This is a genomic window from Streptomyces sp. NPDC029674, from assembly GCF_044903205.1.
Classification (GTDB): domain Bacteria; phylum Actinomycetota; class Actinomycetes; order Streptomycetales; family Streptomycetaceae; genus Streptomyces.
The window spans coordinates 31,907-57,936 of sequence record NZ_JBJDPY010000027.1; the positions used below are offsets into that span (position 1 = coordinate 31,907).

Sequence of the window (26,030 nt, forward strand, 5' to 3'; positions counted from 1 at the left end):
AGGTGGCGGACGCTGCAGGGACGGCGGGACACGATCAGCGGGCTCAGGCCCAGGCTCCGGCTCGGAATCAGGCCGAGCGCGGGCAAGCGCAGCGGGTCCTCATCGCCGCGGACAAGTTCAAGGGGTCGCTCACGGCCGTCCAGGTCGCCGAGCGGGTGACGGCCGGACTCCGTCGCGTCGCCCCCGGCACGGAGATCGAGGCGCTGCCGGTCGCCGACGGCGGCGACGGCACGGTCGCCGCGGCCGTCGCGGGCGGTTTCGAGCGCCGCGAGGTACGCGTCACGGGACCGCTCGGCAACGCGGTGACGGCGGCGTACGCGCTGAAGGACGGCACCGCCGTGGTGGAGATGGCCGAGGCCTCGGGCCTCCAGCTGCTCCCCGAAGGCGTCTTCGCGCCGCTCACGGCCACCACGTACGGCTCCGGGGAGCTGATCCGCGCCGCGCTCGACGCGGGGGCCCGCACCATCGTCTTCGGCGTCGGCGGCAGCGCCACGACCGACGGCGGGGCGGGCATGCTGGCCGCGCTCGGCGCGCGCTTCCTGGACGCCGACGGTGACCCGGTGGCGCCCGGCGGCGGCCCGCTCAAGGAACTGGCCACGGCCGACCTCTCCGGGCTCGACCCGCGCCTCGCGGACGTCGAGATCGTGCTCGCCAGCGATGTGGACAACCCGCTGACCGGGCCGAAGGGCGCGCCCGCGGTGTACGGGCCGCAGAAGGGCGCCTGCCCGGAGGACGTCGCCGCGCTGGACGCCGCGCTCGCCCACTTCGCCACGGTGCTGGAGAAGTCCATCGGCCCGAAGGCCGCCGAGTACGCCGAGGCGCCGGGCGCCGGCGCCGCGGGCGGCATCGGGTACGGCGCGCTGGTCGGGCTCGGAGCGGGCTTCCGTCCCGGCATCGACGTCATGCTCGACGTACTCGGCTTCGCACCCGCCCTGGCACGGGCCACGCTCGTCATCACCGGCGAGGGCTCCCTCGACGAGCAGACCCTCCACGGAAAGGCGCCCGCCGGGGTGGCCGCCGCGGCGCGTGCCGCGGGCGTCGAGGTCGTCGCGGTCTGCGGCCGCCTCGCGCTGCCCCCGGAGGCCCTCGGCAAGGCCGGCATCCGCCGCGCGTACGCCCTGACCGACATCGAGCCGGACGTGGCGCGGTGCATCGCCGAGGCGGGACCGATCCTGGAGACGCTGGCGGAAGGGCTGGGCCGGGACTACTTGGCGTAGGGCCTGGGCGGTTTCCGGTTCCTGGTTCCTGGGGTTCCGGGGGCGTCTGCCTGGTTCGGGGCCTTTGCGGGGTGCGGGTTGTGTTGGGTTGCTCGCGCAGTTCCCCGCGCCCCTGAGGGGGCGGGCGCCCCCCTACCCGGGTGTCAGCCTGTGCGCCTCCACCGCCAGCGCCACCTCGACCAGGTCCCGCGGTCTCGCCAGCGAGCGCGAGGTGAGCTGTTCCAGGCGGCGCAGGCGGTTGAAGACCGTGTTGCGGTGGCAGTAGAGGCGGCCGGCGGCCCGGCCCGCCGAGCCCTCGCAGTCCAGCCACGCGTCCAGCGTCTCCAGGAGCACCGCCCGGTCGGCCGGTTCTAGGGCGAGGACCTCGCCGAGCACGTCCGTCACCAGGCGCCCCGCCAGCTCCGGCTGGCTCACGACGAGGGCCGTCGGCATGCGGCGGTCCAGGCGGACGATGCCGGTCGAGCCGGGCGGGCAGGTGCGCAGCGCGAGTTCGGCGAGCCGCCGGGCGCGGCCGAGCTCCGCCAGGCCGCCGACCACGGGGCTGATCCCGCCGGGGCCGGGGCAGCGCCCGTCGAGCAGCCGGGCCAGCCCGTCGAGGCCGCCCACCTCGCCGCCGTTCTCGGCCGTGCCGAGCGCGACCACGCCGACCTCGCAGTCCGTCCGCATCCGCCAGATGAAGCGGAACCCGGCCCGCTGGATCTGCCGGTGGAACGCCTCGCGCCCGTCCCGCCGCTCCACGCGGAGCACCACCACCGCGTACGGGCCGTGCTCGGGCAGATCGAGCCCGGCCGCCGCGCGCGCCGCGAGCCCCGGCGCCGAACGGCCCTCCAGGAGCGCGTCGAGCAGCGCCTGCAACTGCTCGTCCGTGCGCCGGCGCAGCTCCAGCTCCGTCGCGCGGTACGCGTCGGACGCCACCGCGGCCTGCGCGTCCACCGCCGACCACACCATCGTCGCCGAGCGCATCAGGACCGCGAGCTTCTCCGGGTCCTTGCCGGCCGTCCCCTCCAGGAGTGAGTCCCACACCAGATAGCCCGCGTTGCGGTACGAGTGCACGACCAGGTCCAGCGGCAGGCCCTGCTGGGCCCGGCGCCGCCCGGCCTCCTCCGCGTACTCCAGGTCGCGGCGCGGCGAGGCCCGCGGGGCGGAGATCGCCTCGATGCCGATCCGCATGGCCTCCTCGGCCTCGCGCCACTGCACGTCGTACGGCAGCACGCTCCCGTACACCGGCGAGTGCTCACCAAGCTGCCGCAGATGTTCGTCGACCAGCTCGGGCAGGCGTGGCAGGAGGGCCGTGCACGCCTCCTTGAGGAGTTTCCAGTCGTGTCCGGTCCGAGGCCTGCGTCCGCTCTTTGTGGGTCCGGTCATCGTTCCCCCGTCGCCGCGCTCCAAGACGTCGTCGTCCGGAGGATGCCACTCGCCGGGCCACTCCGGCAGGCCCCTGACACGCGGTGTTGTGCGGATGCACAACCGGGGGACGCCGCCACTGGTCCCCCGCAGCGTTTCGTCCGCTGCCCGTGGACGGGCCGCTCCCGCGGTGCTGGGGTGAGCGCCACGCGACGGCGGACGGCCGGGCGGGACGAGAGGGCGATACGTGGCTGGATCCGATCTGAAGGGCGCCGGGAAGTCCGGGCCCGGTGCCCGCGGCGGGGGGCTCGTCGTGCGGGACGTGTCGGTGGGTTACGGCCCCGTGCGGGCCCTGCGCCGCGTCTCGCTCGACCTGCCGGAGGGCGCCGTCGTCGCCGTGCTCGGCGGCAACGGCGCGGGCAAGTCGACGCTGCTGCGCGCCGTCTCGCGCACCCTCTCCTTCCAGGGCGGGGCGCTGACCTCGGGAGACATCCACTTCGACGGGCGGCGCGTGGACGGCCTCGCGCCGGACCGGGTGGTGGCCGCCGGGATCTCCCAGGTCCCCGAGGGGAGGCAGGTCTTCGCCCGGATGTCCGTCACCGACAACCTGCGGGCCGGCGCGCTCGGCTCCACCGGTTCCCGCGCCGCCAAGGCGGACGCCCTGCGGCGCGTCCACGACCTCTTCCCCGTCCTCGCCGAGCGCGGCGCCCAGCGCGCCGGGCTCCTCTCCGGCGGCGAGCAGCAGATGCTCGCCGTGGGCAGGGCGCTGATGGCGTCCCCGCGCCTGCTCCTCCTGGACGAGCCGTCCCTGGGGCTCGCGCCGCTGATGGCCGCCCGCATCGCCGACACCATCCGGGAGATCAACGCGCAGGGCACCTCGGTACTCCTCGTCGAGCAGAACGCCGCCCTCGCGCTGCGGCTCGCCTCTAGGGCGTACGTCCTGGACGTCGGCGAGGTCGCCCTCGCGGGCCCCGCGGACGAGCTCGCCGCCTCCGACGAGGTGCGCCGCCGCTACCTGGGCGTGGTCGACGAGGACGCGGCGGCCGACGCCTCACAGGGCATGGGCGCGCTGCCGGTCCTGCCGCGCTGGGAGGACGAACGGTGACCGGAACGACCGTACCGCCGCTGGAAGTCCGGGACGTCACCGTCCGCTTCGCCGGCCTCACCGCACTCGACGCCGTCAGCTTCACCGTCCGCCCCGGCACCGTGCACGCCGTCATCGGACCCAACGGCGCGGGCAAGTCGACCTGCTTCAACGTCCTGTCCGGCGTCTACCGCGCCAGCGGCGGCAGCGTCCGCTTCGGGGAGCACGAGCTCACCGGCATGCGGCCGCACCAGATCGCCGGGCTCGGCGTCGCCCGCATCTTCCAGAACCTGGCCCTGCCGCCGCGCGCCACCGTCGCCGACAGCCTGCTGCTCGGCCGGCACCGGCTGACCCGCACCGGCTTCGTGGCCGCGGGACTGCGGCTGCCCTCGGCCGCCCGCGAGGAACGCAGGCACCGCGAACGCGTCCGCGAGATCGCCGCGTTCGTCGGCCTCGAACGCCAGCTCGACCTGCCCGCGGGCGCCCTGCCCTACGGACAGCAGAAACTCGCCGAGCTGGCCCGCGCCCTGTGCATGGAGCCGCGGCTGCTGCTCCTCGACGAGCCCGTCGCCGGCATGACCGCCGACGAACGGCGCCGCACCGCGGCCGTCATCGCGGGCGTCCGCGACAGCCTCGGCATCTCGATCGTCCTGGTGGAACACGACATGGGGGTGGTGATGCGGCTCGCGGACGCGGTGACCGTACTCGACTTCGGGCGCCGGATAGCCGACGGCGCCCCCGGCGACGTACAGAACGATCCAGCGGTCGTACGCGCCTATCTCGGCGAGGGCGACCGGACCGGTGAAGGGGAGACGCGACCGTGACCACCTTCACCGAACTCCTCCTCAACGGGGTCTCGATGGGCTCCGTCTACGCCCTCATCGCCCTCGGCTTCGTCGTCATCTTCCGCGCCACCGAGGTGGTGAACTTCGCCCACGCCTCGCTGCTCCTCGCGGGCGGCTACGTCACCGCGTCCCTCCACGACGACCTCGGCTTCTGGGCGGCGCTGCTCGTCGGCATCGCGGGCGCAGCGGTGGTCGGGGCGGCCGTCGAGTTCTTCGTCATGCGCCGCTACCGCGGCTCCGACCACAGCGTCCTCGCCATCGTCACCATCGGCGTCGACATCCTGCTCACCACCGAACTCACCCGCCGCCTCGGCACCGACGTCCTGCCGCTCGGCGACCCGTGGGGCGACGACGTGCTGACCGTCGGCTCGATCTCCCTCGCGCACACCCGCATCGCGGCGTTCGTCGCCGCGGCGCTGCTCATCACCGTCTTCCTCCTCGCCTTCCGCTACACGTCGTGGGGCGTGGCGATGCGGGCCGCCGCCGAGAGCCCGGAGACCGCCGCCCTGATGGGCGTACGGCTCGGCAGGGTGTCGCTCGGGGCGTGGGCGGTGGCGGGCGCGCTCGCCGCCGTGGCCGCGCTGTTCCTCACCGTCTTCCCGACGCCCGGCCTCGAACGCGCCACGTCCCTCGCGGCACTGAAGGCGTTCCCCGCGGCGATCCTCGGCGGCCTCGACTCCACCACGGGCGCCCTCGTCGGAGGCCTCGTCGTCGGCGTCACGGAGTCCCTCGCCACCGGCTACCAGAGCGAGCTCAGCTTCCTCGGCCGCGGCCTCGGCGACCTGGCGCCCTACCTCGTCATGACCGTCATCCTGCTGATGCGACCCGCCGGGCTGTTCGGCACGAAGGAGCTCGCCCGTGTCTGAGGTCACCGAGGCCGCCGCCCGCCCGGCTCCCTCCACCCCCGCCGTCCGCCGTACGCGGCTCCGACAGCCCCGCACCTACGTGTGGGCCGCCGCCGCGGTCCTCCTGCTCGCCGTGCCGTTCTACCTGGACCGCTTCTGGCTCCAGGCCGGCCTCTTCGCGATGGCCGCCGCCATCGGCGCCATCGGCATCAACCTCCTCACCGGCGCGACGGGCCAGCTCTCCATGGGCCACGCCTTCTTCCTCGCCATCGGGGCGTACGGCTACTGCGTCTTCGCCGGCGACGGAGGCGAAGGACTGACCGGGCTCGGCCTGCCCACCTGGCTCGCCGCGACCCTCGCGGTGGCCGTCGCCGGGCTCGCCGGCGGCCTCTTCAGCCCCATCGCGGGCCGCCTCAGCGGCGCCTACCTCGGCATCGCGACCCTCGCGCTGATCTTCATCGGGCAGCACGTGCTCTTCAACGCCCACGACCTCACGGGCGGCTCCAACGGACGCGACGTGCCGCCCCTGAACCTCTTCGGCATCACCTTCGACGAGAGCGAGGCCGTGATCGCGGCCGTGCCGTTCGGCGCCGCCGAGAAGCTCTGGTACGCCGGACTCGTCCTGCTGCTCGGCTGCGGGCTCTTCGCCCGCGGCGTGCTGCGCGGCCGCCCCGGACGCGCCATGAACGCGATCCGCGACCACCGCGTCGCCGCGGGCGTGATCGGCGTGCCGGTGGCCCGCTACCGCGCCGGGGTCTTCGTCCTGTCGTCGATGTACGCGGGCCTCGCGGGGGTGCTGCTCGCCCTGGTCTTCCAGCGCACCGTGCCGGACTACTTCGGCATGACGCTCTCCCTGGAGTACCTCGCGATGATCGTCATCGGCGGCCTCGGCTCGGTCGCGGGGGCGGTGGCGGGCGCCGCACTCGTCTCCCTGCTGCCCCAGCTGCTCACCCGCTACAGCGACGCGCTGCCCCTCGTCTCGGCGCCCGGCACCGGCGGGATCTCACCGGGTGAGGCGTCCCGATATCTGTACGGCGCCGCCGTCGTTGCGGTGGTGCTCTTCCTGCCCGGCGGCCTGGTGAGGATCGCCGCCCGGCGCAGCAAGCCAAGACCAGGCACTCCAGGGGAGGAAGCATGAAGACACTCAAGGCACCAAGGACACTGACCAGGGCCACAGCGGCCGCCACAGCGGTCGCCGCGCTGCTCGCGCTGACCGCGTGCAGTTCAAAGGCGAAGGACGACGGAGAGAGTGACGAGAGCGCGGGAGGGGTGAAGACCGGCGACGGCGTGACGAGCGAGACCATCAACCTCGGCGTGCTCACCGACATGACCGGCGTCTACGCCACCCTCGGCAAGAGCGTCACGCAGGCCCAGCAGCTCTACGTCGACCAGGCCAACGCGGACGGCGGCATCTGCGGCCGCAAGCTGAAGCTGACCGTCCGCGACCACGGCTACGACCCGCAGAAGGCCGTCGCCGCCTATACCGAGCTGGAGCCGAAGGTCCTCGGCTTCGCCCAGTTCATCGGCTCCCCGTTCGTCGCCGCCGTCAAGCAGCGCATCGACGGCAGCAAAGCCCTTGTGCTGCCGCAGGCCTGGTCGGCGAACCTGCTCGGCAGCCCCTACGTGCGCGTGATCGGCTCCACGTACGACCTGGAGACGATCAACGCCATCGACTTCCTGATGAAGGAGAAGGGCCTCAAGAAGGGCGACAAGCTGGGCCACGTCTACTTCGAGGGCGACTACGGAGAGAGCGCCCTCAAGGGCTCGAAGCACATGGCGGAGGACGCGGGCCTCACCGTCGTCGAGCAGAAGATCAAGCCGACGGACAACGACATGACGGCCCAGGTCTCCGCCCTGAAGAAGGCGGGCGTCAAGGGCGTCGTCATCAGCGCGGGGCCCCGCCAGGCCGCCTCGCTGGTCGGCGTCGCGGCGGCGGGCCGCTTCGACGTCCCCGTCATCGGCAACAACTCGGCGTTCGCCCCGCAGCTCCTCGCCACCCAGTCGGGCCCGGCCCTCATGAAGAACTACTACGTGGCCTCGCCCACCCTGCCCATCGGCGCGGACACATCGGCGGCGAAGAAGCTCGTCGCCGACTACAAGAAGGCCCATCCCAAGGACTCCCTGGACAACGGCGTCGTCGCGGGCTGGACGGCCGCGTCGGTCTTCGGCGAGGCCCTGAAGAAGGCGTGCGGGGACAAGGACCTCACGCGCGAGGGCGTGGACAAGGCCCTCCTCACGCTGGACAACTTCGACTCCGGCTTCGGCGTCACCCAGAACTTCACCGACCCGAAGGCACCCTCTTCCAAGGAGAGCGTCATCCTCCAGCCGGACAAGAAGGCGACGGGCGGCATGAAGGTGGTGCGCCAGCCGGGCGCGGCCAAGGCGGCGGAGAGCTACACCGCCGGGGGCTGAGGATCTCCACGGCAAGCAAAGGGGGCCTGAACCGTCCGGTTCAGGCCCCCTGGGCTACGTACAAGCGTTACGGCAGCTGCGCGGCCCGCGCCTCACGCCGGTTGCCCCGGAAGTTGTTCACCCTCCGAGCCGTGGCGAAGAGCGGAATCACAGCCCCGAGGACGAGCTGCAGAGCACAGCCGGTCTGCAGGAGCAGCTGGCCGCCCGGCGCGTCGAACGCCCAGGCCGCGAGGAGCCCCATGGCCGCGACGATCCACGAGAGCATGGCCACCGCGAGGGGGCCCCGCGGCTTCGGGTACTCGACCCGGCTGACCATGAGCCAGGCCGTGCCGATGATCGCGAGGAGCGTCGCCACGAAGGGCAGCTCCAGGAGCACGATCGAGACGACCGTGAGCGCTCCGAAGGGCGACGGCATGCCCTGGAAGGTGCCGTCCTTCACGGTCACGCACGAGAACCGCGCAAGCCGCAGCACCACCGCCAACAGCACGACGATCGCGCCGACGGCCGCCACCCGCTGGTGGGCGTCGTCGGCGACCATGCCGTAGACGAGGACGAAGTACGCCGGCGCCAGACCGAAGCTGATCAGGTCCGACAGGTTGTCCAGCTCCGCGCCCATCGGCGAGGACCGCAGCTTTCGCGCCACGAGCCCGTCGAAGAGGTCGAAGACGGCCGCGCAGAGCATCAGGATCACGGCGGTCGCGGCGGAGTGCCGCGCCATGCCGCTCTCGGTGCTGCCCTGCACGTACGGGATGAGGATGCCGGTGGTGGTGAAGTACACCGCCATGAACCCGCACGTGGCGTTGCCGAGCGTGAGGGTGTCCGCTATCGAGAGGCGCAGTGAGAGGGGCATCTCCTCGTCCGCCTCGTCCTGCACCGCCTCGGGCACCCAGCCCGCTTGTGTTTCAGGATCAACCACGGTCAATGCGAGTCACCCCAGCCACGGTCTTCTGACCGACCTCGACGTCCACCTCGACACCCTCGGGGAGGTAGATGTCGACGCGCGAGCCGAAGCGGATCAGGCCGATCCGCTCGCCCTGCTCCACCTTCGACCCCTGCGGCACGTACGGCACGATGCGCCGCGCGACCGCGCCCGCGATCTGGATCATCTCGATGTCGCCGAGCTCGGTGTCGAAGTGCCAGACAACGCGCTCGTTGTTCTCGCTCTCCTTGTTGAACGCCGGGACGAACCCGCCGGGGATGTGCTCCACGGACGTCACCGTGCCCGCCAGGGGCGCGCGGTTGACGTGGACGTTCAGGGGGCTCATGAAGATGGCGACGCGGGTCCGCCCGTCCTTCCACGGCATGATGCTCTGCACCACGCCGTCGGCGGGGGAGATGACCCGGCCCTGAGCGATCTCACGCTCGGGGTCGCGGAAGAACCACAGCATGCCCGCCGCGAGCGCGGTGGCGGGTACGGCGACGGCCGCGGCGCCCTTGGAGCGGCGCGCGCGGACGAGGCTGAGTGCGGCGGTTGCGACGGTCGGCAGGAGCCACGGCGATGCTCCGCGAGCAAGGCGTCCCTGGAGAATGCCGTCGCGTGGTGCAGAGGTTTGGCTGTGGGGCATGGATGACCTTCGTAGCGGATGATGCCGCGCAGTGAACGGGGGACGGCGGCTTTTTCCGGATGTTATCGGTTGCGAGCCACAACTGGGCAAGCCAGGAAGCCGAGTCCGCGGCCGAAGAGTGCTGACAGGGTGTGATCTTCTTCTCGGCGAAAGTGGCCCAAACCGGGCATCTAGCCCTGGAATCGATACTCTTCGAGTAGCCGTCGGCCAATGATCATTTTCTGGATCTCGGCGGTACCTTCACCGATGAGCAGCATCGGAGCCTCGCGGTAGAGACGCTCGATCTCGTACTCCTTCGAGAAGCCGTAGCCACCGTGAATCCGGAACGCGTCCTCCACGACTTCTTTGCAGTACTCGGAGGCGAGGTACTTCGCCATCCCTGCTTCGAGGTCGTTTCGTTCCCCGGAGTCCTTTTTACGCGCTGCGTTCACCATCATCGCATGGGCGGCCTCGACCTTGGTAGCCATCTCGGCCAGCTTGAACTGAATCGCCTGGTGCTGGGCGATCGCCTTGCCGAAAGTGTGACGTTGCTGGGCATACGAGACGCCGAGCTCGAATGCACGCTGAGCGACGCCGCAGCCACGCGCCGCGACATTGACGCGGCCGACCTCGACACCGTCCATCATTTGGTAAAACCCTCGACCCGTGACCCCGCCCAGCACGCGATTGGCCGGAATTCGCAGGTCGTCCATGATGAGTTCGGTCGTGTCGACGCCCTTGTAACCCATCTTGTCGATCTTGCCGGGGATGGTGAGGCCCGGGCGGACCTCGCCGAAACCGGGCTCCTTCTCGACAAGGAACGTGGTCATCGACTTGTGGGGCGCCGTACCCTCGGGGTGTCCTTCGTCACTCCGGCACAGGACGGCCACCAAAGTGGACGTGCCGCCGTTCGTCAACCACATCTTCTGGCCGTTGAGGACATACTCGTCGCCGTCCTTCACGCCCTTCGACGTGATGGCCGACACATCGGAGCCGAGCCCCGGCTCCGACATGGAGAACGCGCCCCGCACCTCGCCGGCCGCCATGCGCGGCAGGAAGGTGTCCTTCTGCTCCTGCGTGCCGTGCTGCTTGAGCATGTAGGCGACGATGAAGTGGGTGTTGATGATGCCGGAGACCGACATCCAGCCGCGCGCGATCTCCTCGACGCACAGCGCGTACGTGAGCAGCGACTCGCCCAGGCCGCCGTACTCCTCCGGGATCATGAGCCCGAAGAGCCCCAACTCCTTGAGGCCGTCGACGATCTGCTGCGGATACTCGTCGCGGTGCTCGAGCTGGGTCGCGACAGGAATGATCTCCTTGTCGACGAAGTCCCGGACGGTGGACAGGATCTCCCGCTGGATGTCGGTGAGACCGGCGGTCTGCGCGAGTCGGCTCATGGCGTCACTTCTCCGTGCTCTTTGAAGGGGCGTTCAGCTCCGGGCGGCCGGGCTGCTCCCCGCCGCGCTCCTTGATGTACGTCTCGGTGGGCACCATCACCTTGCGGCGGAACACGCAGACGAGCGTGCCGTCCTGCTTGTAGCCCTTGGTCTCGACGTACACGATCCCGCGGTCGCTCTTCGACTTCGAGGGCGTCTTGTCGAGCACCGTCGTCTCGCCGTAGATGGTGTCGCCGTGGAAGGTCGGCGCCACGTGCTTCAGCGACTCGACCTCCAGGTTGGCGATCGCCTTGCCGGAGACGTCCGGCACGGACATGCCGAGGAGCAGCGAGTAGATGTAGTTGCCCACGACGACGTTCTTCCCGAAGTCCGTCGTCTTCTCCGCATAGTTCGCGTCCATGTGGAGGGGGTGGTGGTTCATGGTGAGCAGACAGAAGAGGTGGTCGTCGTACTCGGTGACCGTCTTTCCGGGCCAGTGCTTGTACACGGCGCCGACTTCGAACTCTTCGTAGGTGCGGCCGAACTGCATGATGTCCTACGCCTCCGGGGCCTCGAACTTGGACGTGCGGGTCATCCCGGCCGCACGGCCCTTCCCGGAGATGACGAGCGCCATCTTCCGGCTCGCCTCGTCGATCATCTCGTCGCCGAGCATCGCCGAGCCCTTCTTGCCGCCCGCCTCGGACGTGTAGTACTCGTACGCGTCCAGGATCAGCTCGGCGTGGTCGAAGTCCTCCTGGGAGGGCGAGAAGACCTCGTTGGCGGCCTCCACCTGGCCCGGGTGCAGGACCCACTTGCCGTCGAAGCCGAGCGCGGCGGCGCGGTTCGCGACCTCGCGGTAGCCGTCGACGTTCTTGATCTGGAGGTAGGGGCCGTCGATGGCCTGGAGGTTGTTGGCGCGGGCGGCCATCAGGATCTTCATCAGGATGAAGTGGTAGGCGTCCGCCGGGTAGCCGGGCGGCTGCTCGCCCACGACCAGGGACTTCATGTTGATCGATGCCATGAAGTCGGCCGGGCCGAAGATGATGGTCTCGACGCGCTGGGAGGCCTCGGCGATCGCGTTGACGTTGTTGAGGCCCTGCGCGTTCTCGATCTGCGCCTCGATGCCGATCTTGCCGACCTCGAAGCCCATCGTCTTCTCGATCTGGGTGAGGAGCAGGTCGAGCGCGACGATCTGGTCGGCCGTCTGCACCTTCGGCAGCATGATGCAGTCGAGGTTCTGGCCCGCGCCCTCGACGACCGTGACGACATCGCGGTACGTCCACTCGGTCGTCCAGTCGTTGACGCGCACGACCCGCGTCTTGCCCGTCCAGTCGCCCTCGTTGAGGAACTTCACGATGGTGTGCCGGGCCTCCGGCTTGGCGAGCGGCGCGCAGGCGTCCTCCAGGTCGAGGAAGACCTGGTCGGCGGGGAGGCCCTGGGCCTTCTCCAGGAAGCGGGGGTTGCTTCCCGGCACCGCGAGACAGGAGCGGCGCGGGCGCAGGCGGTTGATGGGCGCGGTGGGCGCGGTCATGCGGGGACCTCCAGAGGGTCGAGGTGGTTCGCTTTCCGGATCTCGTCGACGATACGGCCGATGATCTCGGTGATGCCGAAGTCCTTGGGGGTGAAGACGGCGGCCACACCCGCCGCCTTCAGGTCCTCGGCGTCGCTGTTGGGGATGATGCCGCCGGCGATGACGGGGATGTCGGGGGCGCCGGCCTCACGGAGCCGCACGAGGACGTCCGGCACGAGCTCCGCGTGCGAGCCGGAGAGGATCGAGAGTCCGACCGCGTGCACGTCCTCGGCGAGGGCCGCGTCGACGATCTGCTCGGGCGTGAGGCGGATGCCCTGGTAGACCACTTCGAAGCCGGCGTCCCGCGCGCGGACCGCGATCTGCTCGGCGCCGTTGGAGTGCCCGTCGAGGCCGGGCTTGCCGACGAGGAAGCGGAGCCGGCCGCCGCCGAGGTCCTCGGCCGTCCGCGCGACCTTCTCGCGGACGAGGGCGAGCGGCGTGCCCTCCTCCGCCGTGACGGCCACCGGAGCGCTGGAGACGCCCGTAGGGGCCCGGAACTCCCCGAAGACCTCCCGCAGGGCCCCCGCCCATTCCCCGGTCGTCACACCGGCGCGTGCGCACTCCAGGGTGGCCTCCATCAGGTTGCCCGTCCCGGCGGCCACCTCCTTGAGCCGCTGGAGGGCCTTGCAGGGGCGCGGGTGGTTGAACGGCGGCTGGTAGCGGGTGTCCCGCCAGTGCTTCAGGGCGCTCACGACGCGCGCCTCGACCGCCGGGTCGACCGTCATGATCGCCGCGTCCAGGTCCGAGGTGAGGGGGCTCGGCTCCGTGGACTCGTACGAGTTCACGCCGACGATCTTCTCCTGGCCCGACTCGATGCGGGCCCTGCGCTCGGCGTGCGAGGAGACGAGCTGCGACTTGAGGTAGCCGGACTCGACGGCGGCCATCGCGCCGCCCATCTTCTCGATGCGGTCCATCTCGGCGAGGGACTCGTCGACGAGCGAGGCGACCTTGGCCTCGATGACGTGCGAGCCCTCGAAGATGTCCTCGTACTCCAGGAGGTCGCTCTCGTGCGCGAGGACCTGCTGGATGCGCAGCGACCACTGCTGGTCCCAGGGCCGGGGCAGGCCAAGGGCCTCGTTCCAGGCGGGCAGCTGCACGGCACGCGCGCGTGCGTCCTTCGACAGCGTCACGGCCAGCATCTCCAGGACGATGCGCTGGACGTTGTTCTCCGGCTGGGCCTCGGTCAGGCCCAGGGAGTTGACCTGCACGCCGTAGCGGAACCGGCGGTGTTTCGGGTTCTCGATGCCGTAACGCTCGCGCGTGACCTGATCCCAGATCCGCCCGAACGCCCGCATCTTGCACATCTCCTCGATGAAGCGGACACCCGCGTTCACGAAGAAGGAGATGCGGGCCACGACGTCCCCGAACTTCTCCTCGGGAACCTGCCCCGAGTCGCGTACGGCATCGAGAACCGCGATGGCGGTGGACATCGCGTACGCGATCTCCTGGACCGGTGTGGCCCCCGCCTCCTGGAGGTGGTAGCTGCAGATGTTGATGGGGTTCCACTTGGGGATGTGGGCCACCGTGTACGTGATCATGTCGGTGGTCAGACGCAGCGAGGGAACCGGCGGGAAGACGTGCGTCCCGCGCGAGAGGTACTCCTTGACGATGTCGTTCTGCGTCGTCCCCTGGAGCTGGGTGATGTCCGCACCCTGCTCCTCCGCGACCACCTGGTAGAGCGCCAGGAGCCACATGGCGGTGGCATTGATCGTCATCGAGGTGTTCATCTGCTCCAGGGGAATGTCCTGGAACAGCCGCCGCATGTCACCGAGGTGCGAGACCGGCACGCCGACCCGGCCGACCTCGCCGCGGGCGAGGATGTGGTCGGGGTCGTAGCCCGTCTGCGTGGGCAGGTCGAAGGCGACCGAGAGACCCGTCTGCCCCTTGGCGAGGTTGCGGCGGTACAACTCGTTGGACGCTTCCGCCGTGGAGTGACCGGCGTACGTCCGCATGAGCCACGGCCGGTCCTTCTGGCGCTCTGTCATGTTCCGCTGCTCCTCAGTGCGTTCAGACGTTGCGGAAACGGTTGATCGCGTCGATGTGCTTCGCCCGCAGCTCCGGGTCGCGCACGCCCAGGCCCTCCTCGGGCGCGAGGGCGAGGACGCCGACCTTGCCCTGGTGGAGGTTGCGGTGGACGTCGTAGGCGGCCTGGCCGGTGTCCTCCAGGCGGTACGTCCTGGAGAGCGTCGGGTGGATCTTGCCCTTGGAGATCAGGCGGTTGGCCTCCCACGCCTCGCGGTAGTTGGCGAAGTGCGAGCCGATGATGCGCTTCAGGGACATCCACAGGTAGCGGTTGTCGTACTCGTGCATGTAGCCCGAGGTCGAGGCGCAGGTGGTGATGGTGCCGCCCTTGCGGGTGACGTAGACGCTGGCGCCGAAGGTCTCGCGGCCGGGGTGTTCGAAGACGATGTCGATGTCCTCCCCGCCGGTGAGCTCGCGGATGCGCTTGCCGAAGCGCTTCCACTCCTTCGGGTCCTGGGTGCGCTCGTCCTTCCAGAACTTGTAGCCCTCGGCGTTGCGGTCGATGATCGCGTCGGCGCCCATGGCGCGGCAGATCTCCGCCTTCTGGGGGCTGGAGACGACGCAGATCGGGTTGGCGCCGCCGGCGAGCGCGAACTGCGTGGCGTACGACCCGAGTCCGCCGCTCGCGCCCCAGATCAGGACGTTGTCGCCCTGCTTCATGCCGGCGCCGTTGCGGGACACCAGCTGGCGGTAGGCGGTGGAGTTCACCAGGCCGGGCGAGGCGGCCTCCTCCCAGCTGAGGTGGCCGGGCTTCGGCATCAGCTGGTTGGACTTGACGAGCGCGATCTCGGCGAGGCCGCCGAAGTTGGTCTCGAAGCCCCAGATGCGCTGCTCGGGGTCGAGCATCGTGTCGTTGTGCCCGTCGGAGGACTCCAGCTCGACACTGAGGCAGTGCGCGACGACCTCGTCGCCCGGGTTCCAGGCGTTCACGCCGGGGCCGGTGCGCAGCACGACGCCCGCCAGGTCGGAGCCGATGATGTGGTACGGCAGGTCGTGGCGCTTGGTGAGCTCGCTGAGCCTGCCGTACCGCTCCAGGAAGTTGAAGGTGGACACCGGTTCGAAGATCGAGGTCCACACGGAGTTGTAGTTGACCGAGGAGGCCATGACGGCCACCAGGGCCTCACCGGGGCCGAGTTCGGGGATCGGCACGTCGTCCAGATGGAGCGACTTGCGAGGGTCCTTGTCGCGGGTCTCGAGGCCCGCGAACATCTCCGTCTCGTCCTTGTGCACGGTGATCGCGCGGTACGAGTCGGGCAGGGGGAGAGCGGCGAAGTCGGCGGACGTGACCGCGGCGGTGCCGCTCGCGGTCGCGGTCTGGGCCTGAATCGCGTCCAGGATTTCCTTCACGGTTTTGCCTCCGGCGAAGAAGCGTCTGAGGGGAACGCTCTTGAGGATTGCGTCGGGTGCTGAAGTTGCGGTGGAGGGTGTGCCGTCGGTTCGGCGAAGGGGTGGTGCTCGGCGACGCCTTGGTGAGGCGTGGGAGGTGCCTGTGACGCAGGCGCCCGGGCGCACAGACCGTGGCCTGAGGGGACAGCCGACGTACGGATGATCTCTGCACGCCGGCCGCCCGGACAACATCAACGTATGGCACCGCGTGCCAGTCGGCAAGACACTGGGTGCCAGAACTTTTTGACCGATGATCGATCAGTGCAGGTCAGAGGGGGTGGCGGCATGGCGAAGGGGGCGCTACCGACCGGTAGCGCCCCCTCAAAAGCCCAGGACGAAATAGCTCAAACGGTGCCTACGAACGCTCGCGCAGCGCCTTCTCGATGGTGCGCATGACCTCGTCCAGCGGCGCGTCCGTGCGTGCCACCGTGACCAGGACCTCACCCTGCGCGGACGCCGTCGCGGGGGACGGGGCGGGCAGGGTGTCGCGGCCCGCGCCGATCCCCGTGCCGAAGGTGCGGCGGACGATCGCGAAGGCGTGGTCCAGCTGCGTCTCCACGTCGCCCTGGCCGCCGGCCCGCAGCCAGCGCCGCAGCACGTGGTTGTGGGCGGTGACCACCGCGGAGGCGGCGACCTCGGCGAGCAGCGGGTCGTCGTTGCCGTCGTGGTGCGCGTGCTCGTCGAAGTGGCCCAGGAGATAGCGCGTGAAGAGCCGCTCGTAACGGGCCACCGAGGCGATCTCGCGCTCCCGCAGCGTGGGCACCTCACGGGTGAGGCGGTAACGCTCCACGGAGACCGCGGGCGACGCCGCGTACATCTTCATGACTTCCTTGATACCCCGGCACACCGTGTCCAGCGGGTGCTCGTGCGGCGGCGCCGCGTTCAGCACCGCCTCCGCGCGGATCAGGGTGTCGTCGTGGTCAGGGAAGATCGCCTCTTCCTTGGAGCGGAAGTGCCGGAAGAAGGTCCGGCGGGCGACTCCGGCCTGCGCGGCGATCTCGTCGACCGTCGTCGCCTCGTACCCCTTGGACGCGAAGAGCTCCATGGCCGCGGCCGCCAGCTCCCTGCGCATCTTGAGCCGCTGGGCGGCGGCACGGTTGCCCGCGGCGCTCTCGGGAGCGTCGGGGCTGGTGTTGCGTGAGGACTTGGCGGCCTTGGACATGCCACGAACGTACTGCATATGCGCGCCGCAGTGCTCCTGAGGGACGAGGCCGCGCTCCTGGGGGACGGGGCTGCCCGAGGGTTCGAGCAGCCCGCCCCAGTCCGTCCGTTCGCCCGGACGGCCCGCCGCCGGCTCAGCGCCGGGCATATTCGCGGAAGCCACGACCCGTCTTGCGGCCGAGGCAGCCCGCGGCCACCAGGTGCTCGAGCAGCGGCGCCGGGGCGAGCCCCGGGTCGCGGAACTCGTGGTGCAGGACCTTCTCGATGGCCAGCGAGACGTCCAGGCCCACGACGTCCAGGAGCTCGAAGGGGCCCATGGGGTAGCCGCCGCCCAGCTTCATCGCGGCGTCGATGTCGTCCAGCGAGGCGTAGTGCTCCTCGACCATCTTGATCGCGTTGTTGAGGTACGGGAACAGCAGCGCGTTCACGATGAAGCCCGCCCGGTCCCCGCAGTCCACCGGGTGCTTGCGGATCCTGGCGCAGACCTCGCGGACCGTGGCGCACACGTCGTCCGCGGTCACCACCGTGCGGACCACCTCGACCAGCTTCATCGCCGGCGCCGGGTTGAAGAAGTGCATGCCGACCACGTCGTGCGGCCGCGAGGTGGCGCGGGCGCAGGCGACGACCGGCAGCGACGACGTCGTGGTGGCCAGGATCGCGCCCGGCTTGCACACCTTGTCGAGCGTCGCGAAGAGCTGCCGCTTGATGTCCAGGTCCTCGGCGACGGCCTCCAGGGCCAGGTCGACGTCGGCGAACGCCTCGTACGACCCGGCGGGCGTGATCCGCTCCAGCGCCTGCGCGGCGGCCTCGGCCGTCATCCTGCCCTTGTCGACGGAGCGCGAAAGGGACTTGCCGATACGCGACTTGGCGGCCTCGGCCTTCTCGTCCGTGCGCGCGGCGAGCACCACGTCGAAACCGGCCTTGGCGAAGACCTCCGCGATGCCGGACGCCATCGTCCCGGAACCCGCGACACCGACCGAGCGGACCTCGCGCCCCCGCGCCCGCTCCTCGCTCTCCGACGGGGTCAGCGCGTCACGCACCACCTCGTCGCTGCCCGGCCCGGCGTACGTGTAGAAGCCGCGGCCCGCCTTGCGCCCGGTCAGCCCCGCCTCGCTGAGCTGCTTCAGGATCGGCGCGGGGGCGTGCAGGCGGTCCTGCGACTCGGCGTACATGGCGTCCAGGACCGTGCGCGCGGTGTCCACGCCGATCAGGTCGAGCAGCGCGAGCGGCCCCATCGGCAGGCCGCAGCCGAGCCGCATCGCGGCGTCGATGTCCTCGCGGGAGGCGTACTTCGACTCGTACATCGCGGCGGCCTGGTTGAGGTAGCCGAAGAGCAGCCCGTCGGCGACGAAACCGGGCCGGTCGCCGACCGCCACGGGCTCCTTGCCCAGCGCGTACGCCAGCTCGGTGACCGCGGTGACGGCGGCGGGCGAGGTCAGCACGGACGAGACGACCTCGACGAGCTTCATCGCGGGCGCCGGGTTGAAGAAGTGCAGCCCCAACACCCGCTCGGGGCACGCCGATTCGGCGGCCAGGCGGGTCACGGACAGCGCGTTGGTGCCGGTCGCGACGATCGTCTCCGGACGCACGACGGCGTCGAGCTCGCGGAAGACCTGCTGCTTGATCTCGTACGACTCCGGGACGACCTCGATGACCAGATCCGCGTCGGCGGCGGCCCGCAGGTCGGTGAAGGTGCGGAAGCGGGAGAGGACGCCGCGGCGCTCTTCCTCGGTGAGGCGCCCCCGGTGCACGGCGCGCGCCGTCGAGGCCTCCAGTGACTCGACGGCCCGGGTGGCCGCCGCCTGGCTGATGTCGATGCCGATGACCTCGCGGCCCGCCCGGGCCAGGACCTCGGTGATGCCGGTGCCCATCGTGCCGAGACCGATGACGGCGACGGTGTTCAAGGGAGCGTCCATGCGTGGACTCCAGGAAGAGAGTGACGACTGAGGGGCGCGCGGGTACGGCGACGGGCCGCACGGCGAGCGGGGGAGTGGTGTGTGTCGTGCCGGGCGGCGCGAAGGGCACGCCCGGTGAGGAAGCCGACCGGCTCTGTCCCGGAGCCACGTCGTACTGAGGTACGTGAAGTACCGAACCGACTTGCACTCGCCGTGGCTGCGTCACCAGGCCACGACGAGGAAAGGAACTGCTACGGGGAGTGTGCCCCGCTCACATGAGACTAACCGGCGAGTAACGAGCGCGCCAGCCCGCGATGTTCCCCGATGTCTGTGATCTACATCGCGACTGCTGGGTAAGGCTTAGGCTCGCGACCATGGATGAGGAGTTGCGGACGGTGACGGAACGCTTACGGGTCGAGGCGGGTGGTTCGAAGGAGTACGAGCGGCTGGTCGCCACCGACGACCTCGATGAGCTCGCCGAGGCGCTCGTCTCCCCGGGGCAGCCGCTGTGGGCCAGGGAGTTGGTGGCGGTCAGACTCGGCGTCGCCGGTGACCGCCGGGCCTTCGAGTCGCTCGTCCTGCTCCTCAACCACCGGGACCCGCCGCGGTGCGCCGCCGCGGCCCACGCCCTGGCCCGCCTCGGCGACCCGCGCACGGCACGCGCGGCGGCCGCCCTGGCGACCAACGAGCTCCGCGTCGCGTACGCCCTGTACCCGGTCCGCCTCCTCACGGAGCTGCGCGCCCCGGAGTCGGCGCCCGCGCTGATCACCACGCTCCAGCGCAGACTGGCGCCGCACGATCCGTACGGCAAGATCGCGCTCGCCTGCGTGGAGGGGCTCGGGGCACTGGGTGACGCCCGGGCCAGACCGGTCCTGCTGGCCGCCCGCGGCCACCCGCGCCTCGCGGCGGCGGCGTCGGCGGCGCTGGCCCGGCTCCCGGAAGAGTGAGGACTCAGGGGAGAGGGCGGCTGTAGCGGATCTCGGGTACGGGTGTGCCGTCCAGCTCCTGGGGATCGCGGGCGCCGTCCGGTGTGAACCCGGCCCGCTCGTAGAAGCGGCGGGCGCGGGCGTTTCCCTCCAGGACCCAGAGGCGCATCCGTCCGTGGCCGGCCGCGGCGCAGCGGGCCGCGCATTCCTGGAGCAGCGCGCGGCCCACGCCCGTGGAGTACTGCTCCGGGTGCGCGTACAGCGCGTACAACTCGCTCTCGCCCGGCGGCAGATCGCCGTCGCGTGCCGGGCCGGAACAGGCCCAGCCGACGATCCGCCCGCCCCGCACGGCGACCAGGTCCACCGAGCCCGTCCGGCCCCGCGCCAGCCGCTCGCGGAGCTGCGCCGCGCTCTCCTCGACGCTGAGCGCGTCCAGGTGCGGCTGGGGCATCAGCCCCGCGTACGCCGACTGCCAGCCGAGGACGCGGAGTTCGGCGACGTCATCGCAGTCGGCCTCGCCCATCTCCCGTATTCGCAGGTCCGTATCCCGTATCCGCACGTCCGCATCGCGTGTTCGCACGCCGCCGCCTACTCCGCCACCACCGCGAACGCCTCTATCTCCATCAGGAACTCCGGGCGGACCAGCGACGCCACCTGCACCGCCGAGGACGCGGGGAGCCGCTCGGGGTCGAGGAACGCGTCCCGCGCGGACCGCACGGCGGGCATGTGCGCCATGTCCGTCACGAAGTACGTCAGCTTCACGACGTCGTCGAAGGTCGCGCCCGCCGCCGCGAGGCAGCGCCGCAGGTTCTCGAAGACCTGCCGGGCCTGCGCCGCCGCGTCGCCCTCGCCGACGAGCTCGCCGTCCTCGTCCAGGGCCAACTGGCCGGAGACCGCCACGAAGCGGCCCGTTCCCATGACGACGTGCGTGTACGCGGTGGCGGGGGCGACGCCCTCGGGGGCGCTGATGCGGGTCAGTCGGCTCATGACCCCATCGTGGACCACGGGTGTGACAACGCCCGGCGCGGGAGGGCGTCCCGCGGCTCCGGTTCGGGCGTCGCCTCGCACACCGCGTCGGCCTCGCCGCCGCCCGCCGGCACCGCACCGCTCGTCAGATAGGCCGCCAAGTGTCGGTCGAGGCAGGGATTTCCGCGCAGGGCGACACCGTGGTTGCCGCCGCCCCGCTCGACCACCAGGCGGGAGCCGAGCAGCTTGCGGTGCAGGTGGGCGGCGCCGTCGTACGGGGTGGCGGGGTCGTCGGTGGCCTGGAACAGCAGGACGGGCGGCAGCCCGGAGTTCGCGACGTCGGGCGGGGTCAGGTGGTGCGTCGGCCAGAACGCGCACGGCGCATTGTACCAGGCATTGTTCCAGGTGGAGAACGGTGCCTTCGCGTGTACCCGGTCGTTGTCGGCGCGCCACGTCCGCCAGTCGCGCGGCCACTGCGCGTCCCGGCACTGCACGGCCGCGTAGACGCTGTAACTGTTCTCGCCCGCGGCGTCGACGGCGCCGATGTCCTCGTACGCCGCGACGAGACGCTCGGCGTCCCCGTCGTTCACGTACGCCGCGAACGCCTTCGCCAGCAGCGGCCAGTAGCCGTTGTAGTAGCCGCCCGGAATGAAGGTGTCCTCCAGCTCGGCGGCGCCCACCTTCCCGCCCGCGGGCTTCTCGGCGACCGCGTCCCGCATCGCGTGCCACGCGGCCTCGACCTTCCGGGGGTCCTTGCCGAGGCCGTACGTAGCGTCGTGCCGGGCGATCCACGCCATCAGTGCCTTGTGGCGGGTGTCGAAGGCTTGGTCCTGGCGGAGGTTGTTGGCGTACCAGACGCCCGTCGGGTCGACGAGGGAGTCGAGCGCCATGCGGCGCACCCGGTGCGGATAGAGCTTTCCGTAGAGGGCGCCCAGGTAACTGCCGTACGAGTAGCCGAAGAAATTGATCCGGTCCGCGCCGAGGGCCGCGCGGATGGCGTCCATGTCCTGGACCGCGCTCACCGAGTCGATGAAGGGCAGGATGTCGCCGTACTTCGTAGAGCACGCCCGCGCGAACGCCTCCGCCCGCCGCAGGTTGGCCCGCTCCAGTTCCGGCGTGGCCGGGACGGAGGCGGGCCGCACGGGGGAGAAGTGCCCCGGGCGGCAGTTGAGCGCGGGCCTGCTGCGGCCCACGCCGCGCGGGTCGAAGCCGATGACGTCGTACTGGGCGGCCACTTCCTCGGGCAGTGCCTCGGCGACGAATCCCGCCATGGTCAGTCCGCTGCCGCCCGGACCGCCGGGGTTCACCAGGAGCGGCCCCTGGGAGTCCGCCGCGGTGTGCGGGACGCGGGACAGGGCGAGGGTGATCTGCCGGCCGTCGGGCTGTTGATGGTCGAGCGGGACCTTCAGCGACGCGCACTGGAGCGTCGGATGGTCCTCGATGGCGCACGACTTCCACGCGAGAGGGGCGTGCCGCCGGGCGTGGGCGGCGTACGGGGCGCCGGGATCGGTCGGGGCGCTCGACGCGGGCGGTACCGCGGTGACGGTCCCGGCCACCGCGGCGGCGACTGCGCAGAGTACGGCGGCACGCTTCTTCATCCGGCCTCCCGGGGCGGTGGCTCAGGGCCCCGCAGGCCGTGACCCTTCGCGCATCTTCCCGGAAGGCCGCGCCGGAGAGAGCCGTCGCGTTGGGAGACAACCCGAAAGGGGCAAGCGGTTCACAGAAGCGTGAGCTGGGTGGGCCCGGCCGCGGGCGCGGGCTCGTCGGGGACGGGGATCCGTCGCCGCGCACCCGCGCGCGTGGGGCCGATGCCGAACTCCTCGGCCAGCTCGTGCACGTGCCGGGTGACGCGGCGCTGGTACCACTTCGGGGCGTAGGCGCCTTCCGCGTACAACCGCTCGTACCGCCGCACCAGATGCGGGTGGTGCCGTCCGAGCCAGGCCATGAACCATTCGCGCGCCCCCGGGCGCAGATGCAGCACCAGGGGCGTCACGGACGTCGCGCCCGACGCGGCGATGGCCCGCACGGTGGCGCGCAGCTGGTCGGGATGGTCGCCGAGGAAGGGGATGACGGGCGCCATCAGGACTCCGCAGTCGATGCCGTGCTCGGTCAAGGTGCGGATGACATCGAGGCGCCTCTCCGGAGCGGGCGTGCCCGGCTCGACGGTGCGCCACAGTTCCTCGTCGATGAACCCCACGGACATGGAGATCCCCACCTCGGTCACCGCGGCGGCCTGCCGCAGCAGATCGAGGTCGCGCAGGATCAGTGTGCCCTTCGTCAGGATCGAGAAGGGGTTGCCGCGGTCGCGCAGCGCCTCGATGATCCCCGGCATCAGGCGGTAGCGGCCCTCCGCGCGCTGGTAGCAGTCCACGTTGGTGCCCATGGCGATGTGCTCGCCGTGCCAGCGCGGCGAGGCGAGCCGGCTCCGCAGCAGTTCGGCGGCGTTGACCTTGACGACGATCTGGCTGTCGAAGCCGAGGCCGGTGTCCAGGTCCAGGTAGCTGTGCGTCTTGCGTGCGAAACAGTAGACGCACGCGTGCGTGCACCCCCGGTAGGGGTTGACCGTCCATTCGAACGGCATCCGGGATGCCCCCGGCACCCGGTTCACGATCGACCTGGCCCGGATCTCGTGGAACGTGATTCCCCTGAACTCAGGGGTGTCGAAGGTCCGCGTGGTGACCGCGTCCGCGCCGAACAGCGCGGCGTCCGCGGTGCCCCGGCGCGGCCCGTCGGAGAGGTTCTCCCAGCGCATGACGCCTCCTCGGTAGCACTGACCACACAATAGAACACTTGTTCCCTTGATCGTGCGAGTGGAGCTCGACAGCCCCGGGAGGGGCCTGCTTGGTAGGGTCATGTCAGGCGCGACACGCGCGCGACGGAACGCGACCGGGGAGGTTGATGAATATGGCCCGCCAGACGCTTCATCAGCATGCCCTCGTCCGGGTCGCGCGAGCCTGACGCAACAGAGTCCGCCGCGAGCGGCCCGGTCGTCCGAACGAACGACTGGAGTGTCGCGTGTCTTCTCTTCCTGCTCTCCCCCTCGCCGGTTCCGACCTGGTCACCGAGCGCCTCGTCCTGCGGGACTGGTCCATCGGGGAACTCGCCGCCGTCGTCCGCGACGAGCGGCTCGCCCACTGGGCGGAGGACTTCCCCGCTGACGGCGACCGCGTCATCGCGGGCTTCGTCGCCGAACAGGCCGGCCCGTCCGGCGTACCCGGCGCGTACGGCCACCGGCTGATCGTCGAACGCGGAAGCGGTGCGGTCGTCGGTTCCATCAGCCTGCTCTGGCCGCCGAGCGAGGGCGCCGTGGAGCTCGGCTATGGCGTGGTGCCTTCGCGGAGGGGCCACGGTTACGCCCCCGAGGCCGTCAGCGCCCTCGTGACGGCCGCCCTGGCCCTGCCGGAGGTCACCTCGGTCCACGCCGACGTCGACCTGGCCAACCCGGCTTCCGTACGCGTCTTGGAGAAGGCCGGGCTGCACCGCCGGAGCGACGACGGGACGGTGGCCCGCTTCGCCGCCACCGCTGCCACCACGGTGAATGAGCCGACCCGGCGGTAACCAGTAGGGCCCCACTGCGCCGGGGCGGCGGCGGGGCAGGGCGGCGCGCGATGCATGATCGAAGACATGCTCGCCGAGTCCCTGTCCGTCGCCGCCCTGGCCGTCGTCCTTGTCTGCGCCGTCGTCCGCCCCTTCCGCTGGCCCGAGGCCGCCTTCGCCGTGCCCGCCGCCGGTGTCGTCGTCGCGGCCGGCGCGATCCCGCTCGCCGACGTGCGGGACGAGGCCGCGCGGCTCGGCCCCGTGATCGGCTTCCTCGCGGGCGTCCTCGTCCTCGCCAAGCTCTGCGCCGACGAAGGGCTCTTCCGCGCCTGCGGCAGCTGGATGGCGCGCCGGGCCGCAGGCCGGCCCCGCAGACTGCTCGCCGCCGTCTTCGGGCTCGCCTCGCTGATCACCGCGACCCTGAGCCTGGACGCCACCGTGGTCCTGCTCACACCGGTCGTCTTCGCCACCGCCGCCCGCATGGGCGCACGCCCCGCGCCGCACGTCTACGCCAGCGCCCACCTCTCCAACACGGCGTCCCTCCTGCTGCCCGTCTCGAACCTCACCAACCTCCTGGCGTTCACCGCGACGGGGCTGAGCTTCACGCGCTTCGCGCTGCTCATGACGCTGCCCTGGCTGGTCGCCATCGCGGTCGAGTACGCCGTCTTCCGGCGCTTCTTCGCCGCCGACCTCGACGCCCCCGTGGAGGGCACCGACGCCGCGGAGCCGCCGCGCATGCCGCGGTTCGCGCTGGTGACCGTCGCGGCCACGCTCGCCGGGTTCGCCGTGGCCTCCGGCGTCGGCGTCGACCCCGCCTGGTCCGCGGCGGCCGGGGCGGCCGTCCTCGCGGTGCGGGCCCTCGCACGCCGGCGTACGACACCGGTGGCGGTCCTGCGCTCCGTCCAGCTGCCGTTCCTGGCCTTCGTCCTCGCGCTCGGCATCGTCGTCAGGGCCGTCGTCGACAACGGCCTCGGCGACGCCCTCGGACGGGTGCTGCCGGACGGCACGACCCTGCCCGCGCTGCTCGGCACCGCCGCCGTCGCCGCGCTGCTCGCCAACCTGATCAATAACCTGCCGGCCGTCCTCGCCCTGGTCCCGCTCGCCGCACCGGCCGGACCCGGCGCCGTCCTCGCCGTACTCATCGGCGTGAACGTCGGACCCAACCTCAGCTACGCCGGATCCCTCGCCACACTCCTCTGGCGCCGCATCGCCCACCAGCACCAACACGACGTCGGCCTCGGCCGGTTCACCCGCCTCGGGCTGCTCACCACCCCCGCCGCCCTGGCCCTGTCGACCCTCGCACTGTGGCTCTCGCTCCGGCTCCTGCCGGGCTGAGCGAACTGCTTGTGAGGGCCCCGATTTGGGAGCCCGGCGCACCGGGTGGTTGGCTTTCCGCGGAGTCCCCGAGAAACAAGTGCTGGAGGAAGTGCAATGGCGCAGGTCGAGGCAGTCACGGAGCGGATCATCACGGCGAAGCCGGACGACGTCTTCGACGTGCTGGCCGACTACAGCGGCACGCGGCAGAAGCTCCTTTCGGAGCACTTCAGCGAGTACGAGGTGCGCGAGGGCGGCGACGGCGAGGGCACCCTCGTCCACTGGAAGCTGCAGGCCACCAGCAAGCGGATCCGCGACTGCCTCCTCGAGGTCAGCGAGCCGACCGACGGCGAACTGGTCGAGAAGGACCGCAACTCCTCCATGGTCACGACCTGGACGGTGACGCCGGCCGGCGAGGGCAAGTCCCGCGTCGTCGTCTCCACGGTGTGGAACGGCGCGGGCGGCATCGGCGGCTTCTTCGAGAAGACCTTCGCGCCCAAGGGCCTGGGGCGGATCTACGACGCCGTGCTCGCCAACCTCGCCACCGAGGTCGAGAAGTAGTCCGAAGCAGTCAACTCCCGCGTAG

General features: G+C 71.1%; 25 protein-coding genes. 11 read left to right on the forward strand and 14 right to left on the reverse strand.

Annotated features, from left to right (window positions below; genetic code table 11):
• Window positions 1-101: 101 nt before the first annotated feature.
• Entirely contained in the window at window positions 102-1,217 is a 1,116-nt protein-coding gene (locus tag ACI2L3_RS37400; protein ID WP_404756958.1) for a glycerate kinase, read from the forward strand.
• 132 nt (window positions 1,218-1,349) lie between these two features.
• Here the strand turns inward: ACI2L3_RS37400 and ACI2L3_RS37405 are convergent, their stop codons facing one another.
• Window positions 1,350-2,582: a PucR family transcriptional regulator gene (locus tag ACI2L3_RS37405; protein WP_404756913.1), complete on the reverse strand. Its 1,233-nt coding sequence runs from the start codon at window positions 2,580-2,582 to the stop codon at window positions 1,350-1,352.
• A 241-nt stretch (window positions 2,583-2,823) separates the two neighbouring features.
• Here ACI2L3_RS37405 and ACI2L3_RS37410 point away from each other — a divergent pair, with 241 nt between their 5' ends.
• From ACI2L3_RS37410 to ACI2L3_RS37430, 5 genes are read left to right on the forward strand one after another with little or no spacing between them, the layout of a single operon-like run.
• Window positions 2,824-3,666 carry an ABC transporter ATP-binding protein gene (locus ACI2L3_RS37410; protein WP_404756959.1) on the forward strand — a complete coding sequence of 281 codons (843 nt, stop codon included), beginning with the start codon at window positions 2,824-2,826 and terminating at the stop codon, window positions 3,664-3,666.
• A complete protein-coding gene (locus ACI2L3_RS37415) occupies window positions 3,663-4,469 on the forward strand; it encodes an ABC transporter ATP-binding protein (RefSeq protein ID WP_404756914.1) in 807 nt (268 codons plus the stop codon). The genes ACI2L3_RS37410 and ACI2L3_RS37415 overlap by 4 nt, the downstream gene beginning before the upstream one ends.
• Window positions 4,466-5,356 carry a branched-chain amino acid ABC transporter permease gene (locus ACI2L3_RS37420; RefSeq protein ID WP_404756915.1) on the forward strand — a complete coding sequence of 297 codons (891 nt, stop codon included), beginning with the start codon at window positions 4,466-4,468 and terminating at the stop codon, window positions 5,354-5,356. The genes ACI2L3_RS37415 and ACI2L3_RS37420 overlap by 4 nt, the downstream gene beginning before the upstream one ends.
• On the forward strand, window positions 5,349-6,473 hold the full coding sequence (locus tag ACI2L3_RS37425; RefSeq protein WP_404756916.1) for a branched-chain amino acid ABC transporter permease: 1,125 nt from the start codon (window positions 5,349-5,351) through the stop codon (window positions 6,471-6,473). The genes ACI2L3_RS37420 and ACI2L3_RS37425 overlap by 8 nt, the downstream gene beginning before the upstream one ends.
• Window positions 6,470-7,747: an ABC transporter substrate-binding protein gene (locus tag ACI2L3_RS37430; protein WP_404756917.1), complete on the forward strand. Its 1,278-nt coding sequence runs from the start codon at window positions 6,470-6,472 to the stop codon at window positions 7,745-7,747. Before ACI2L3_RS37425 ends, ACI2L3_RS37430 begins: the two co-directional genes overlap by 4 nt.
• Before the next feature lie 67 nt (window positions 7,748-7,814).
• On the opposite strand, the gene pssA is transcribed toward ACI2L3_RS37430, so the two are convergent.
• From pssA to ACI2L3_RS37475, 9 genes are all read right to left on the reverse strand, one after another.
• The gene (gene pssA, locus ACI2L3_RS37435) at window positions 7,815-8,669 is read right to left on the reverse strand and encodes a CDP-diacylglycerol--serine O-phosphatidyltransferase (RefSeq protein ID WP_362997565.1); all 855 of its coding nucleotides are present in this window, start codon (window positions 8,667-8,669) and stop codon (window positions 7,815-7,817) included.
• A complete protein-coding gene (locus ACI2L3_RS37440; protein ID WP_356267127.1) occupies window positions 8,656-9,312 on the reverse strand; it encodes a phosphatidylserine decarboxylase in 657 nt (218 codons plus the stop codon). The genes pssA and ACI2L3_RS37440 overlap by 14 nt, the downstream gene beginning before the upstream one ends.
• A 170-nt stretch (window positions 9,313-9,482) precedes the next feature.
• Window positions 9,483-10,688, reverse strand: a complete 1,206-nt coding sequence (locus tag ACI2L3_RS37445; protein WP_404756918.1) for an acyl-CoA dehydrogenase family protein — start codon at window positions 10,686-10,688, stop codon at window positions 9,483-9,485.
• Window positions 10,689-10,692: 4 nt separating this feature from the next.
• Complete coding sequence (locus tag ACI2L3_RS37450; RefSeq protein ID WP_404756919.1) at window positions 10,693-11,217, reverse strand: MaoC family dehydratase; 525 nt, start codon at window positions 11,215-11,217, stop codon at window positions 10,693-10,695.
• 6 nt (window positions 11,218-11,223) lie between these two features.
• The gene (locus tag ACI2L3_RS37455) at window positions 11,224-12,198 is read right to left on the reverse strand and encodes an HpcH/HpaI aldolase/citrate lyase family protein (protein ID WP_404756920.1); all 975 of its coding nucleotides are present in this window, start codon (window positions 12,196-12,198) and stop codon (window positions 11,224-11,226) included.
• Entirely contained in the window at window positions 12,195-14,222 is a 2,028-nt protein-coding gene (locus tag ACI2L3_RS37460) for a methylmalonyl-CoA mutase family protein (protein ID WP_404756921.1), read from the reverse strand. The genes ACI2L3_RS37455 and ACI2L3_RS37460 overlap by 4 nt, the downstream gene beginning before the upstream one ends.
• Window positions 14,223-14,244: 22 nt before the next feature.
• Window positions 14,245-15,606, reverse strand: a complete 1,362-nt coding sequence (ccrA, locus tag ACI2L3_RS37465; RefSeq protein ID WP_404756922.1) for a crotonyl-CoA carboxylase/reductase — start codon at window positions 15,604-15,606, stop codon at window positions 14,245-14,247.
• Window positions 15,607-16,000: 394 nt separating this feature from the next.
• Window positions 16,001-16,807 carry a TetR family transcriptional regulator gene (locus ACI2L3_RS37470; RefSeq protein ID WP_404756923.1) on the reverse strand — a complete coding sequence of 269 codons (807 nt, stop codon included), beginning with the start codon at window positions 16,805-16,807 and terminating at the stop codon, window positions 16,001-16,003.
• Between the two features lie 133 nt (window positions 16,808-16,940).
• Window positions 16,941-18,722 carry a 3-hydroxyacyl-CoA dehydrogenase family protein gene (locus tag ACI2L3_RS37475; protein ID WP_404756924.1) on the reverse strand — a complete coding sequence of 594 codons (1,782 nt, stop codon included), beginning with the start codon at window positions 18,720-18,722 and terminating at the stop codon, window positions 16,941-16,943.
• A gap of 20 nt (window positions 18,723-18,742) precedes the next feature.
• Here ACI2L3_RS37475 and ACI2L3_RS37480 point away from each other — a divergent pair, with 20 nt between their 5' ends.
• Window positions 18,743-18,880, forward strand: coding sequence for a hypothetical protein (locus tag ACI2L3_RS37480; RefSeq protein WP_404756925.1), 138 nt, complete (start codon window positions 18,743-18,745; stop codon window positions 18,878-18,880).
• Window positions 18,881-19,075: 195 nt separating this feature from the next.
• Entirely contained in the window at window positions 19,076-19,648 is a 573-nt protein-coding gene (locus ACI2L3_RS37485) for an adenylosuccinate lyase (RefSeq protein ID WP_404756926.1), read from the forward strand.
• A 4-nt stretch (window positions 19,649-19,652) separates the two neighbouring features.
• On the opposite strand, the gene ACI2L3_RS37490 is transcribed toward ACI2L3_RS37485, so the two are convergent.
• The 4 genes from ACI2L3_RS37490 to ACI2L3_RS37505 all read right to left on the reverse strand — a co-directional run bounded on the left by ACI2L3_RS37490 (window position 19,653) and on the right by ACI2L3_RS37505 (window position 23,345).
• Window positions 19,653-20,150, reverse strand: a complete 498-nt coding sequence (locus tag ACI2L3_RS37490; protein WP_404756960.1) for a GNAT family N-acetyltransferase — start codon at window positions 20,148-20,150, stop codon at window positions 19,653-19,655.
• Between the two features lie 65 nt (window positions 20,151-20,215).
• On the reverse strand, window positions 20,216-20,614 hold the full coding sequence (locus ACI2L3_RS37495) for a RidA family protein (protein ID WP_404756927.1): 399 nt from the start codon (window positions 20,612-20,614) through the stop codon (window positions 20,216-20,218).
• Window positions 20,611-22,191, reverse strand: a complete 1,581-nt coding sequence (locus tag ACI2L3_RS37500; protein ID WP_404756928.1) for an alpha/beta hydrolase — start codon at window positions 22,189-22,191, stop codon at window positions 20,611-20,613. The genes ACI2L3_RS37495 and ACI2L3_RS37500 overlap by 4 nt, the downstream gene beginning before the upstream one ends.
• A 119-nt stretch (window positions 22,192-22,310) precedes the next feature.
• Window positions 22,311-23,345: an Rv2578c family radical SAM protein gene (locus ACI2L3_RS37505; RefSeq protein ID WP_404756929.1), complete on the reverse strand. Its 1,035-nt coding sequence runs from the start codon at window positions 23,343-23,345 to the stop codon at window positions 22,311-22,313.
• A gap of 263 nt (window positions 23,346-23,608) precedes the next feature.
• On the opposite strand from ACI2L3_RS37505, the gene ACI2L3_RS37510 reads away from it, so the two are divergent.
• The 3 genes from ACI2L3_RS37510 to ACI2L3_RS37520 all read left to right on the forward strand — a co-directional run bounded on the left by ACI2L3_RS37510 (window position 23,609) and on the right by ACI2L3_RS37520 (window position 26,005).
• Window positions 23,609-24,151, forward strand: a complete 543-nt coding sequence (locus tag ACI2L3_RS37510) for a GNAT family N-acetyltransferase (protein ID WP_404756930.1) — start codon at window positions 23,609-23,611, stop codon at window positions 24,149-24,151.
• A 54-nt stretch (window positions 24,152-24,205) separates the two neighbouring features.
• A complete protein-coding gene (locus ACI2L3_RS37515; RefSeq protein WP_404756931.1) occupies window positions 24,206-25,465 on the forward strand; it encodes an SLC13 family permease in 1,260 nt (419 codons plus the stop codon).
• A 96-nt stretch (window positions 25,466-25,561) separates the two neighbouring features.
• Window positions 25,562-26,005 (forward strand): SRPBCC family protein, encoded by a 444-nt coding sequence (locus ACI2L3_RS37520; protein ID WP_404756932.1) that lies wholly within the window; start codon window positions 25,562-25,564, stop codon window positions 26,003-26,005.
• Window positions 26,006-26,030: the final 25 nt, after the last annotated feature.